11 protein-coding genes are annotated in these 13,245 nt (G+C 63.9%); 6 read left to right on the plus strand and 5 right to left on the minus strand.

The annotated features are described in order from the left end of the window. The first annotated feature begins 10 nt into the window (after positions 1 to 10). From F6X62_RS09240 to F6X62_RS09255, 4 genes are all read left to right on the plus strand, one after another. Entirely contained in the window at positions 11 to 814 is an 804-nt protein-coding gene (locus tag F6X62_RS09240; RefSeq protein ID WP_153773300.1) for a general secretion pathway protein GspK, read from the plus strand. After that, entirely contained in the window at positions 811 to 1,923 is a 1,113-nt protein-coding gene (gene gspL, locus F6X62_RS09245; protein ID WP_178117538.1) for a type II secretion system protein GspL, read from the plus strand. Before F6X62_RS09240 ends, gspL begins: the two co-directional genes overlap by 4 nt. Then, positions 1,920 to 2,390, plus strand: a complete 471-nt coding sequence (gene gspM / locus F6X62_RS09250) for a type II secretion system protein GspM (protein WP_178117539.1) — start codon at positions 1,920 to 1,922, stop codon at positions 2,388 to 2,390. The genes gspL and gspM overlap by 4 nt, the downstream gene beginning before the upstream one ends. Before the next feature lie 70 nt (positions 2,391 to 2,460). After that, positions 2,461 to 2,808: a YgiW/YdeI family stress tolerance OB fold protein gene (locus F6X62_RS09255; protein ID WP_054891196.1), complete on the plus strand. Its 348-nt coding sequence runs from the start codon at positions 2,461 to 2,463 to the stop codon at positions 2,806 to 2,808. Between the two features lie 48 nt (positions 2,809 to 2,856). Here the strand turns inward: F6X62_RS09255 and F6X62_RS09260 are convergent, their stop codons facing one another. Then, a complete protein-coding gene (locus F6X62_RS09260) occupies positions 2,857 to 4,014 on the minus strand; it encodes an MFS transporter (protein ID WP_256674019.1) in 1,158 nt (385 codons plus the stop codon). 194 nt (positions 4,015 to 4,208) lie between these two features. Between F6X62_RS09260 and F6X62_RS09265 the strand changes: the two genes are divergently transcribed. Continuing rightward, positions 4,209 to 5,114, plus strand: coding sequence for a LysR family transcriptional regulator (locus F6X62_RS09265; protein ID WP_153773304.1), 906 nt, complete (start codon positions 4,209 to 4,211; stop codon positions 5,112 to 5,114). Positions 5,115 to 5,166: 52 nt separating this feature from the next. Further along, on the plus strand, positions 5,167 to 5,940 hold the full coding sequence (locus F6X62_RS09270; RefSeq protein ID WP_054891199.1) for a ParA family protein: 774 nt from the start codon (positions 5,167 to 5,169) through the stop codon (positions 5,938 to 5,940). Here F6X62_RS09270 and trxC read toward each other — a convergent pair. The 4 genes from trxC to F6X62_RS09290 all read right to left on the minus strand — a co-directional run bounded on the left by trxC (position 5,937) and on the right by F6X62_RS09290 (position 13,220). Then, positions 5,937 to 6,371, minus strand: coding sequence for a thioredoxin TrxC (gene trxC / locus F6X62_RS09275; protein WP_063541589.1), 435 nt, complete (start codon positions 6,369 to 6,371; stop codon positions 5,937 to 5,939). The two genes, F6X62_RS09270 and trxC, sit on opposite strands and share 4 nt — an antisense overlap. Before the next feature lie 142 nt (positions 6,372 to 6,513). Continuing rightward, the gene (selO, locus tag F6X62_RS09280; RefSeq protein ID WP_153773305.1) at positions 6,514 to 7,974 is read right to left on the minus strand and encodes a protein adenylyltransferase SelO; all 1,461 of its coding nucleotides are present in this window, start codon (positions 7,972 to 7,974) and stop codon (positions 6,514 to 6,516) included. Between the two features lie 163 nt (positions 7,975 to 8,137). Further along, the gene (gene mscK, locus F6X62_RS09285; protein ID WP_153773306.1) at positions 8,138 to 11,443 is read right to left on the minus strand and encodes a mechanosensitive channel MscK; all 3,306 of its coding nucleotides are present in this window, start codon (positions 11,441 to 11,443) and stop codon (positions 8,138 to 8,140) included. Positions 11,444 to 11,477: 34 nt separating this feature from the next. After that, entirely contained in the window at positions 11,478 to 13,220 is a 1,743-nt protein-coding gene (locus tag F6X62_RS09290) for a potassium/proton antiporter (RefSeq protein WP_153773307.1), read from the minus strand. Positions 13,221 to 13,245: the final 25 nt, after the last annotated feature.

Below are 13,245 nucleotides of genomic sequence, written 5' to 3' on the forward strand. Positions count from 1 at the left end.
GTTGTTGGTCATGGCACTGATGGTGATGCTGATCGCCGCGATGTTGCGTGACCACCGACTGTTGATTGCCAGTGTATCCAGCCAGACTGAGGCTTCGCGCGGGCTACAGGTGCTGATGGCCGCAGAGCGCCAGGCACTGGCGCTTTTGCGCGAGCGCTTGAGGCTCGACATGCGTGTCGTTCATGCGGGGCAGTCGTGGTCAAAACCCTTTGAGTTCACTCTGGGCGATGTGCGCCTGCGAGGGCGAGTCGAGGATTTGGCTGCGCGCATCAATCTCGCTGCGCTTGTCCGCAGCCGCGAGCCCGACTCCGTGTTGCTTGCGCGCTGGGAGCGTCTTTGCCGGACCCTTGGCCTGGTTACTCCGGATCTTGCCATGTTGCAGGGTGTTCCACTGGTGGATGTCAGCCAGTTGGCGCAGTTGCCGGATGTGAGTGCCGAAATATTGGAGCGCCTCAGGCCGTGGGTGGCGGTGCTGCCTGCGCAGGCTGGGCTGAACATCAACACTGCAGATCGATTCGTCCTCGGCACACTGGAGGGCGTGACGCCGGCGATCGCTCAGCGCCTGGTCGAGCAGCGCCCCAAGGATGGGTATGCCAGCGTGCAGGCCTTTCTTGGCGATCCGTTGCTCGATGGTCAGATCGCCACGGGGCGCGGTCTGGCGGTTGGCAGTCGATGGTTCGGTATGACCCTTCAGGCCGATTTCGAGACGAGCCGCTCGTACCTGCACAGCGAAGTGGAAGTGGACCTGGATGGTCATCGAATGCGCGTATCACGACGTATGTTTTCCATGGTACGACCAGCAGGTGCCGAATGAGTGAGTACGCTGCCTACCTGCTGCCCGAGGGCGTGGGTGGGGTTCCGAAGCACTGGCCTGTTCGCGTTCTTCAGCCTGATGGCGTCACGCGGGAGTCTCGTCTGAGTGACCTGGAGGCATTGGCTGGACAGAAGGTGACACTGGTGCTGCCGATGGAGCTTCTCTCCTACTGTCAAACTGGCTCCTTGCCGGGACGCAAGCCTGCCTACGATACCCTTGCCTTTGCGGTAGAGGATCAATTCGCCACCGCCTTGGAGACGCTTCACCTCGCGTTCGGCATGGCGAACCAGGCGTCATCGCGCCCTTGTCTGGTGATCGATCGAGCGTGCTTCGAGCAACTGCTGTCGTGTCTGCGCGTTCAGGGAGTCGAACCGCAGGCAGTGCTGGTCGATGCAGACATGCTCGCCTCGACCGGCCCCACGGCGTTGTGGCTGGAGGGGCGTTGGCTGTTTGGCGGCGGGGAGCAGCAGCGTCTTGCGGTCAACTGCGCGGCAGCCAGAGTGCTGAGTACATCGTTGCCTGAAATCAAATGGCTGGCAGAACCAGGGCAGGCGTCACGATGGGACGAGGTCGAGCTGGTTACCGACGCCTTTGCGTTGCTTTGGCAGGGGCGCTTTGACGCCATCAACCTGCTCCAGGGTGCTTTCGCACCCGGACGCGCCAAGTCAGTGCCTTGGCAAGCGCTACTGGGCGGATGCCTGCTGGCAGCATTGCTGGCCTGCATTGCCGAGTACTGGCACGTAGAGTGGCTGCAAGGACAGGTCGCGCAGTTGAAACAGCATAATGTGCGAGCATTCCAGCGTTGGGCGCCGGGACATGTACCGCGTGATGACCTTGCGCGTCAGATAAACGAATTGATGCAGCACCCTGCTCCGCCCACAGCGATGCAGCGTCTGGCCGTGTTGAGTGAATCCTTGGTCGAAAGCGGCGACTTGCGGATCGAGCGCGCAGAGGTTGTGGCTGGTCAGGGATGGCGGATCGAGATTCTTGCCCAGGGCTTCGATGATCTGGAACGATTTCGTCAGCGTCTGCCAGGGCTACAGGTCGAGCGTGCGCAGCAGGCTGCACAGCAGGTAAGCGCCACATTGACATGGCCAGGAGCCCAATGATGGTTGGCCTGCTTGATTGGATCGGCAGAGAGTGGCGAGGTATTCCGGCCCCGCGTCGCTGGGTGCTCAAGGCCGTCGCCTGGGGCCTTGCCGCGATCACGGTCTGGCAGGTGCTCTGTTTGCCGGCTCAACAACGATTGGATCAGGTGCAGGTGCAATTGAACCGGGAGCGTGCGCTGGCTCAACAGTTGCGACGCCTTTCGGCGACTTCCGCAGCGCTGCCAACGCCCGCGCAGGCCTTGACGACCGCACGCCTGAATGAGAGGGCGCGGATCGATGGGCTGCAGATCGTTGACATGCATAGCAATGGCTCGCAGGTGACGATGACGCTGCAGGGTAGACCGCATATCTTGACGCTCTGGCTCCATGCATTGGAGCAGGATGGCGCGCAGTTGACCGGGATAAGGCTGCAGGCGGTCGATGACCAGCTGCAGGCGCATCTGGGCCTGGCCATGGATGATGGGTGATTGCCATTAAGCTTGGCTTCAGCAGCCGTTGTTAGCCTGTATCCATCGAAACCCATACAGGACCTGCATCATGAAAGCCCGTTACCTGCCCCTGATCCTCGCCCCACTGTTCAGCACCGCCGCTCTCGCTGCCGGCTACACAGGCCCGGGCGCCCAGCCGGTGACCACCGTCGCTGCCGCCAAGGAGGCCGCCGATGACACCCCGGTAGTGCTGCAAGGCTATGTGACCAAGAAGATCAACAACGACGACAAGTACGAGTTCAAGGACAACACCGGCACCATCACCGTCGAGATCGACAACGAAGACCTGCCGGTAACCCCGTTCAACGACAAGACCAAGGTCAAGCTGACCGGCGAGGTGGAGAAACACCTGATGAGTCGTGAAGTGGATGTGGATATCGTCGAGATCGTCAACTGACGAACACCGTTTCGCGGTGGTTCTGCGCCCCGAACCGCCGCGAATGCCTCACACCGATTTAGGTGCCAGCTTGCTCAGGTGCAGCGCCACCAGCAACGCCACCGCCAGCAGACCGCCGATGAACAGACCGATGCCGTTCCAACCGGCGTAATGCCAGAACACCCCGCCCGCCGTCCCGGCGACACTCGATCCCGCGTAGTAGCAGAACAGGTACAGTGAAGAGGCCTGCCCCTTGGCCTTGAGCGCGCGTCGACCAATCCAGCTGCTGGCCACCGAGTGGGCACCGAAGAAGCCGAAGGTGAACACCAGCATCCCGACGATCACCACTGGCAATGGGGTGAACAGGGTCATCAGCATGCCAGCGGCCATCACCAGGATGCTCGCCCAGAATACCCTGCGACGCCCCAGCCGGTCGGCCAGCGCGCCGACCTGTGCCGAACTGTAGATGCCTGACAGGTACACCACCGACAGCAAGCCGACCAGCGCCTGGTTCATGTGGTAGGGCTCGGCCAGCAGGCGATAGCCGATGTAGTTGAACAAGGTGACGAAGGCGCCCATCAGCAGGAAAGCTTCGAGGAACAGCCAGGGCAGGCCGGCATCCTTGAAGTGCATGAGGAAGCCATCGAGCAGATTGCGCGGCTTCAGCGACTGCGCGCGGAAGTTGCGCGATTCCGGCAGCACCTTCCAGAACACTACCGCGGCCAGCAGCGCCAGGCCGCCGATCACCAGCATCGCGGTGTGCCAACTGACGAAGTCGATCAGCACCCCGGTGATCAGCCGCCCGCTCATCCCGCCGATCGCATTGCCACCGATGTACAGGCCCATCGCCAGGCCAATGTGCTGCGGGTGGATTGCTTCGCTCAGGTAGGTCATGGCCACCGCCGCCAGGCCGCTCAGCGACAGGCCGACCAGTGCGCGGGTGGCAAGCACGCCTTCCCAGGTCGGCATCACTGCGCTGGCCAGTGTCGCCAGCGCAGCGCACACCAGGGCCGAGACCATCACCGGTTTGCGCCCGATGCGATCGGAAATGGGCCCGGTCACCAGCAGCCCGAACGCCAGCATGGCGGTGGACACCGACAGCACCAGGCTGCTCTGCGCAGCGTTGATCGAAAACTCTTGCGACAGCAGCGGCATCATCGGTTGCACGCAGTAGAGCAGGGCGAACGTGGCGAAACCGCCGCTGAACAGCGCCAGTACGGTTTTCATGAAGGCTGGGGTGCCTTTTTCGATCCACAAGTCGTTCAGGGGAGGCACTTCGGGTTCGGCGGGAAGGGGGGCTACAGCAGTTTTCACGGGTGATACCTCTGGCGCAATGAAAAAAGCATATAGCTGGCTAATGATTAGATCCAATATATTGTTCGACCTATTTGATAGCTTTAGCGACTTGTTCGGAGCCGATCATGGAACTGCGCCACCTGCGTTACTTCATCGCCGTCGCCGAAGAACTGCACTTCGGCCGTGCAGCCCAGCAACTGGGCATCTCCCAGCCGCCCTTGAGCCAGCAGATCCAGGCGCTGGAACAGGAACTGGGGGCGCGTCTGTTCGAGCGCACCAATCGTCGGGTCGAGCTGAGCGAGGCCGGACGACTGTTCCTCGAGGAGGCGCGCCAGGTGCTGGCGCAAGTCGACAAGGCGGCCGATGTGGCACGTCGCGCACAGTTGGGCGAGCTGGGCGAGATGAAGATCGGTTTCACCTCGTCGGCGCCCTTCACCTCGAGGATTCCCCAGGCGATCCACGCCTTCCGCCGGCGCTTCCCGGCAGTGCACCTGCACCTCAAGGAGATGAGCAGCCGTGAAGTGGTCGATGCTGTGTTCGACGAATCCATCGAGGTCGGCCTGATGCGGCCGCTACCGGTGCCGGAAGGGTTGGCGGTCACCGAGTTGTTTCGCGAGCCGTTGGTCGTGGTGCTCAATGCCTCTCATCCGCTGGCGCTGGGCGGCGAGCAGGGCCTGTATATGCGGGACTTGGCCCACGAGCCGTTCGTATTCTTCCCACGCAGCTACGGCAGCGGTCTGTATGCGCAACTGATGGACCTGGCACGCCAGGCAGGCTTCAGCCCGCATTTCGCCCAGGAAGCCGGTGAGGCGCTGACCATCATCGGGTTGGTCTCGGCGGGCCTTGGGGTTTCGGTGTTGCCCGCGTCGTTCCAGCGCATCCGCATCGACGGCGTGGTGTACCGCACGCTGCTCGACGAGCAGGCGACCAGTGCGGTCTGGCTGGTGCGTCGCGAGGGCGCGGGCTCGGCGATGGCCCGGGCGTTCGTCGACCTGCTGGCGGGCCTGGAAAAGCCCGAAGGTGCTGGCTAAACCGCTGCGCCGGACACATACTCGGGCATTCCCTGATACACGGAGGTCAGTCATGCGGCGCGTGGTGTTCAATCAGAAAGGTGGCGTGGGCAAGTCGAGCATCGCCTGCAACCTGGCGGCGGTCAGTGCCAACGAAGGCTACCGGACCCTGTTGATCGACCTGGATGCCCAGGCCAACTCGACCCAGTACCTGACTGGGTTGACGGGTGACGACATCCCCATGGGTATTGCCGATTTCTTCAAGCAGAGCCTGTCCAGCGGGCCGTTCAGCAAGAAGAACAAGGTCGATATCTATGAAACGCCCTTTGACAACCTGCACGTGGTCACCGCCACCGCCGAGCTGGCCGACCTGCAGCCCAAGCTCGAGGCCAAGCACAAGATCAACAAGCTACGTAAATTGCTCGATGAGCTGGACGAGGATTACGAGCGGATCTACATCGATACCCCGCCAGCGTTGAACTTCTATGCGGTTTCCGCGTTGATCGCCGCAGATCGTGTGCTGATTCCCTTCGATTGCGACAGCTTCTCGCGCCAGGCCCTGTACGGCCTGCTGGCCGAGATCGAGGAACTCAAGGACGACCACAACGAAGACCTCCAGGTAGAGGGCATCGTGGTCAACCAGTTCCAGTCACGTGCCAGCCTGCCTCAGCAGATGCTCGACGAGCTGCTCGCCGAGGGCCTGCCGGTGCTGCCGGTCTACCTGGGCAGCTCGGTGAAGATGCGCGAATCCCACCACGCCAGCCTGCCGCTGATCCACCTGGAGCCGCGGCACAAGCTGACGCAGCAGTTCGTCGAGTTGCACTCGCTGCTCGAAGAAAACGCTTAGATCCCTTGGCTGCGCACCCATTCCAGCAACGACTGGAGTGGAAACGCCCCCGCCTGGCGGCTGACTTCGCGGCCGTTCCTGAACAGGATCAGGCTAGGGATTGAACGGATGCCCAGTTGCCCGGCGAGGTTGCGGTTGGCCTCGCTGTCGAGCTTGGCCAGGCGGCAGCGGCCGCTGAGCTGGCGGGCCGCCTGTTCGAAGGTCGGTGCAAAGCTCTTGCACGGGCCGCACCAGTCGGCCCAGACGTCCACCAGCAAAGGCAGGTCGCCCTTTATCTGGCTGGCGTAGGTGCTTTCGCTGAGCTCGAAGGGCTTGTCGAGCAATACCGCCTGCTTGCAGCGCCCGCATTTCGGGCTGTCGCCCAGGCGTTCGCTGGGCAGGCGGTTGAGGCCGTTGCAGTGCGGGCAGGGGATTACCAGTGGGTCGGACATGTTTTCTCCGCTATAGCGTTCATATATGGCCTGTAGGCGGGCTTGCCAGGGCGCCGAACCGCCGCGAAGCAAGGGGCGCGGTGAGTGGCACCGGCTTTGCGGGTGTTCGCGGGCAAGCCCGCTCCCACAGGTCAGTCGTAGTTCAGGAAGAACAGCTGATTTCCAGATGCTTGCCCCACTCTGGTGGTCGCTCGGCATAGGCTTGCATCCCCGGCTGCTCCTCGAATGGCTTGCACAGCACCTGGTGCAGCCGTCGCACTTCACTGTAGTCCCTACCTTCGGCCGCTTCGATGGCGCGCTGCGCCAGGTAGTTGCGCAGGATGTACAGCGGGTTGACCGCATGCATGCGCTCGCGCCGACCTTCGGCGTTACCCGCTTCGCGCTGGCAGCGTGCGAGGTAGTCGGCACCCCAGGCGTCGAAGCCGGCGAGATCGATGAAGTCGTCGCGAACCACGTTCAGTGCCTGCTCCACTGGCTGCTCGCCAAGCCGGCGGAAGAACAGGGTGTAGTCCACGCCGCCACTCTGCATGCGCTGCAGCAGGCGTTCGACCAGGGTCATGTCGTCGTCCTCGGCGGTCGTCAGGCCGAGCCGACGGCGCATCAGGTCCAGGTAATGGGCCTGGTACAGCGGCAGGAACAGGCCGAGCGTCTCCTTCAATGCCTCCACTTCGATCACCGTGGTCAGGGCCTGGGCCAGGGCGCTCAGGTTCCAGTGGGCGATCGGCACCTGGTTGGCGTAGCTGTAGCGGCCGCGATCGTCGGAGTGGTTGCAGATGAAGTTGGCGTCGAAGTCGTCGAGGAAGGCGTAGGGACCGAAATCGAAGGTGATGCCCAGGATCGACATATTGTCGGTGTTCATCACCCCGTGGCAGAAACCATAGGCCTGCCAGCGTGCGATCAGCTCGGCGTTGCGCTCGACGATGCTGCGGAACATCGCCAGGTACGGCTGCTCGGCGTCGCGGCATTCGGGGTAGTGCTGATCGAGCACGTGATCGATCAGCACGCGTTGTTGCTCGGGCTGCTGGGTGTAGTAGAAATATTCGAAATGACCGAAGCGCACATGGCTCTGCGCCAGTCGCAGCAGCATGGCCGCGCTTTCGCGGGTCTCGCGCCACACCGGGGTGCTCGAGCCGACCACGCATAGCGCCCGGCTGCTGGGAATGCCCAGGGCGTGCAGCGCTTCCGAGGCGAGGAACTCACGGATCGACGAACGCAGCACCGCGCGGCCGTCGCCCATGCGCGAGTACGGGGTCTGGCCGGCGCCCTTGAGGTGCAGGTCCCAGTGCTCGCCCGCGTCGTTCAATACCTCGCCCAGCAACAGGCCGCGGCCGTCACCCAGGCGCGGGTTGTACGAACCGAACTGATGGCCGGAATAGACCATCGCCCGTGGATCGGCTTCTTCCCAGAGCTTGTGGCCGCTGAACAGCTCGGCGAACACGGGCTCATCGGCCTGGGCTGGGTCGAGGTCGAGCAGGGCCATGGCCGATTTGCTGGCGACCACCAGGCGCGGCTCGGCAATCGGCTCGGGCAGCACCTGGGTGGAGTAGGTGTCGCCGAGTTGGGCGAAGCGGTTATCGAAAGTGAGTTGGTCGAGGGCTTTCACGTGGCCGGCTCCTGGCTATCGGTGACAGGGGGCCGCCTTGCGGCCCTGCGCGGGGCAAAGCCCGCACCTACAGAACTCGGTTTCCTGTGGGAGCGGGCTTTTCCTGCGATCGAGGGCAAAGCCCTAGCAGGCATTCTGGGCGCTTGCACCCATCAGCGTCCACTCAGCTCGGTGGCGTGCTGTCGGGTTTGCTCTCCAGCGGGATCATCTGCTGCTTGCCGCCCTTGGCGTCCATCAGGAACACCTCCACCTGGCGCACCGAGATCTTGATGTCGTGGGCCTTGAACTCACGGTTGATGTAGCGGTTGATCTCGTCCAGCGTCGGGTTGCGGTCGCCCAGGTCACGCACGTGCATGCGCAGCTCGTGATCCAGCGAGCTTTCGCCGAACTGCAGGAAATACACGATCGGCTCAGGGTCCTTGAGCACACGTGGGTTTTCGTGGGCACCCTTGAGCAGCAGGTCGCGCACCAGGTCCAGGTCGGAGCCGTAGTCGATGCCCAGCTTGAGCGTCACTCGGGTAACCGTGTCGGTCAACGACCAGTTGATCAACTGGCCGGTGATGAACGTCTTGTTGGGGACGATGATGTCCTTGCGGTCGAAGTCGGTGATGGTCGTGGCGCGAATGCGGATCTTGCTCACCGTGCCGGACAGATTGCCGATGGTGATGGTGTCGCCGATCCGCACCGGGCGCTCGAACAGGATCATGATGCCGGAGATGAAGTTGGCGAAGATCTCCTGCATGCCGAAGCCCAGGCCCAGAGACAGGGCGGCGACCAGCCACTGCAGCTTGTCCCAGCTCACCCCGAGGGTGGCCAGCGTGCTGACGATGCCCACCCCGACGATCACGTAGGACAGCAGCGTGGTGATCGCGTAGGCGCTGCCCTGGGCCAGGCTCAGGCGCGACAGCACCAGCACTTCCAACAGGCCCGGCAGGTTGCTGGCCAGGGCGATGGTGATGCCGGCGATGACCAGCGCACCGAGCAGGTCGCCGAGGCTGATCGGAACCATGCTGGCCGCCGCGCCGGTGCCGCTGGCGTATTCGTACAGGGTGACGTTGTTGAGGTAGGAGAACACGGTTATCAGATCCGACCATACCCAGTACAAGCCACCGATGAAGCCACCGAGCAGGGCCAGGCGGATCAGGCGCAGGGACTGCTGGTTGACCTGCTCGATGTCCAGGGTCGGTTCCTCGATGATGACTTCGCCGTCCAGCCCTTCCTTGGCAGCCGCGCGCTTGCTCAACGCGCGCTGGTAGGCCAGGCGTCGCGCCGCCACCGACAGGCCACGGACGAACGCCGCCTCGATCACCAGCCAGAACAGCAGCAGGTAGAGGGTATAGATCAGGCGGTCGGTGAGTTTCAGTGCGGTGTAGTAGTAGCCGAAGCACACCGCGACGAACAGTGCGATCGGCAGCGCGGTGAACGCTACCCCGACCGCCTTGCGGAACAGCGACGTGTCGCGGTGCGCCGGACTGCTCAGCAGCAGGCGGCTGAGCAGCCAGGCCATCAGCGCATAGCACGCCAGCACCACGCCGATGCCCAGCACGTCGTCGGCCAGCGCCGAAGGCTGGTGCTCGGCCACCGCGACCACACCCACCAGGGCCAGCACCACCGTGCCGAGCCTGCGTACCCAACCGCGCAGGAACTCCACCTGCGGCTTGTGCCAGCGGAAGTGCACCTCGGCCACGCCGCCGGGGGCCAGCACGCGGTAGGCGGTGTAGAACACCAGCCAGGCCTGGGCCAATTGCCACAGCGCAGCGCCGAGGTTGGCGTTCTGGCCGCGGGCGTCGATCTGCAAGGCATAGCTGCACAGCGCCAGGCCCAGGCTGACCGGCATGGCCAGGAGGATGTTGATGAGGATCGCTTGTGGCGTGTGCCACTGGCTGTCGCGACGGAAGTGGCCGATGTCCTGGTGCACCTTGCCCAGACGCTGGTACAGGTACTTGCGCCGCCACAGCAGCGCGCCGATCACCAGCAGCAGCGGCAGGAACAGCAGCGGGCGCTGGCTCAGGCCGTCGGCCAGTTCCTTGATGCCCGAGCCCCAGGGCAGGCTGGCGACCTGGTCGGCGAAGCGCTCGGGCACATAGCGCAGCCAGTCCCAGTCCAGCGGCTTGTTGCTGGGGATCCAGAACATCTGCTCATCGAGGGTGGTGCGCAGGTTCTGCGCGGTGCCCAGCAGTTGCTTCTGGTTGAGCTGCAGGGTGATGGACTCATTGAGCAATGCTGAAAGCTCGCGGTTCAGGCGCTCGAGCAGGTCGCTGCGGGTGATGGCGACCTCCAGCAGCGCCTTGCGCAGTTGCGGGGTAACATCCTGCTCAGGCTGGGTGGACAGCAGCTTGTCGACGTAGCTGACCGGGCTGCTCATCTGCTCGCGCTGCTGGTTGACCTCGAACTGGTACAGGCGGATATCGGCGATCTGGTCGGCCAGGTCGCGGTCCACCTTCAGGTGCGGCAGCGCCTGTTTCTGCTTGTAGAGGATCTTCGACAGCAGCAGGCTGCCCTTGAGCACGTTGATCTGCTCGTCCAGCGCCTGGTCGGCCTGGGTCAGGGTGTCGAGCTGCTGCTTGGTCTGCAGGTTCTGCTGGGTGAGTTCGTTGAGGCGGTCGGTGCTGCGCAGCAGGTAGTCGGAGAGCTTGAGGTTGGCGGCGCTCTCGTTGGCCAGCAGGGTGCTGCCGCCGGCTTTCTGCGCTTCGATCGACTGCTGGGTGACGGTCTGTTGCGACTGTGCCAGGCGCTTCTCGTTGATCAGTGTCTGCAGGTCCTGGATCTCTTGCTCCAGGCGTGCGGCACGCTCGATCAGCAGGTCGTGACGGGCATTGCCCAGGTCCTGCAGCAGGCTGTTGCCGGCCAGCTCCTGGCGGCGCAGCAGGGTGAGGGCGTTGAGCGAGGCCAGTTCGGCGTTGAGCTGGTTGCGCTGGTCGGCGGAAATCGCCTTGCCGTTGTCCTTGCCCGACTTCAGCGCGTTGTTGATCTGCTGGGCGCGGGTCTGGTTGTTGCTGATCTCGGCTTGGGCACGTTCGGGGCGGGTCTGGGAGTTGATGATCAGGCTGTTGGCTTCGGACAGCGCCTTTTGCAGCTCGCCCTGCTGGGTGCTGCGCTCGCTGAGCATCTGCTCGAGCTGCGGTACGCTGAGGCTGGCATAGCGCTGGGCCACGGGCGTGACCTTGCTGTCCTTGAGTTTGGCCAGTTCGCGCTGGCTGTCGCGGGTTTCCTGAGGGGCACCGGCCAACTGCTGCTTGAGGTCGGCGAGTTTCTTCTCGCTATCCTCTTTGCTGGCGATCAGCGCGAGCGTCTGCTCCAGCACCTGCTGGAGCGCCTTCTGCTCGGGTTCCGGCAGCTTGCGCTCGGCAATCTTGTCCAGGCTGTTCTGAATACCGGGAGCGGCCGGCACCTCGGCCGCCACAGCGGCGAACGACAGGGAAAGGCACAGCCCGAGGAGGGCTGCGCGGGCATACACGCGCAGGGACATAGGCAGACTACTTGCGAGAGGGCACTAACGGAGTTTAGAGGAACAGCCCCGGGCCGGGCCGGGTTCCTTCGGGGAATCTGACGCCCACTTTCTGGATCTTGTTCCCGTCCATGGTCGCGACCGTCCAGATCGTGCTGTGCCATTCGACCTGGTCGCCTACGACTGGAGCGCCTCCGACCTTCTGTCGGATGAACTGCGCCAACGGCATTTTCGCATCCAGGCCGTCGAGTTTCAGGCCATAAAGCGCTGCCACGGCGCCGAGTTCGGCATCGCCTTCGAGGACGAAGTCGCCGAAGAAGCGCAGGTCCAGGCCGCGCTGTGGCGCCTGGCTGAACAGTTTGCCCAGGGCGGGCAGGTTGTGCTCGTGGCCGATTACGCAAAGCATGTCGCCGACCTCCAGCACGGTACTGCCCGAGGGGTGCAGCAATTGCTCGCCACGGAACAGCGCGGCGATACGCGTGCCCTCGGGCATCTTCAGCTCGCGCAGGGCTGCGCCGATGCACCATTTTTCCGCGCCCAGGCGGTAGACGAACAGCTCCCATTCGCTGGTGATATGCACCTCAAGCGCCGAGCGCGAGATCGGCGCTGGATCTGGCGGCACCGTGACCTTCAGCAGCTTGGCCATCCACGGCAGGCTGGTGCCTTGCACCAGCAGTGACACCAGCACGATGAAGAACGCCAGGTTGAAGAACAGCTGCGCATCCGGCAGGCCCGCCATCAGCGGGAACACCGCAAGAATGATCGGTACCGCGCCGCGCAGGCCAACCCAGGAAATGAAGCCCTTTTCGCGGCCGTGGAAAGCCTTGAACGGCAGCAGTGCGGCCAGCACCGACAGTGGGCGGGCGAAGAGGATCATCCACAGCGCCAGGCCCAGCGCGGGCAGGGCGATGGGCAGCAGGTCGTGCGGGGTGACCAGCAGCCCCAGCACCAGGAACATGCCGATCTGCGCCAGCCAGGCCATGCCGTCGAGCATGTGCAGGATGCCGTGGCGGCTGCGGATCGGCTTGTTGCCCAGCACCAGGCCGCACAGGTAGACGGCAAGGAAGCCGCTGCCGTGCAGGGCGTTGGTCAGCGAGAACACCGCCAGGCCGCCGGCGACCACCAGGATCGGGTACAAGCCGCCGGCCAGGTTGATGCGGTTGACCAGTTGCAGCATCAGCCAGCCGCCGCCCAGGCCCAGCAGGCCGCCGATGCCGAACTCGCGCAGCAGGTGGGTCAGCAGGCTCCAGTGCAGGCCGGTCTGGCCGCTGGCGATCATGTCGATCAGGGTGACGGTGAGAAATACCGCCATCGGGTCGTTGCTGCCCGACTCGATCTCGAGCGTTGCCGTGACCCGTTCGTTCAGGCCTTTGCCACCGAGCAGCGAGAACACCGCCGCGGCGTCGGTAGAGCCGACGATGGCGCCGATCAGCAGGCCCTGGATCAGGCTCAGGTCGAACAGCCAGGCAGCGACCATGCCGGTAAGGCCGGTAGTGATGAGCACGCCTACCGTGGCCAGCGACAAGGCTGGCCACAGGGCCACGCGGAAACTCGCTACCCGCGTGCGCAGGCCGCCGTCGAGCAGGATCACGGCCAGCGCGAGGTTGCCCACCAGGTAGGCGGTCGGGTAGTTGTTGAAGATGATGCCGCCACCATCGACACCGGCGACCATGCCGACCGCGAGGATGATGACCAGGATAGGGATGCCCAGGCGCGACGACAGAGAGCTGACCAGGATACTTGCGCCCACCAGCAGTGCGCCGATCAGGAACAGGCTGTTGATGGTGCTGGCATCCAAAGGCAGGTACTCCGGGATATCGCAG

The organism is Pseudomonas sp. MNR3A, from assembly GCF_009650575.1.
Lineage (GTDB): Bacteria > Pseudomonadota > Gammaproteobacteria > Pseudomonadales > Pseudomonadaceae > Aquipseudomonas > Aquipseudomonas machongensis.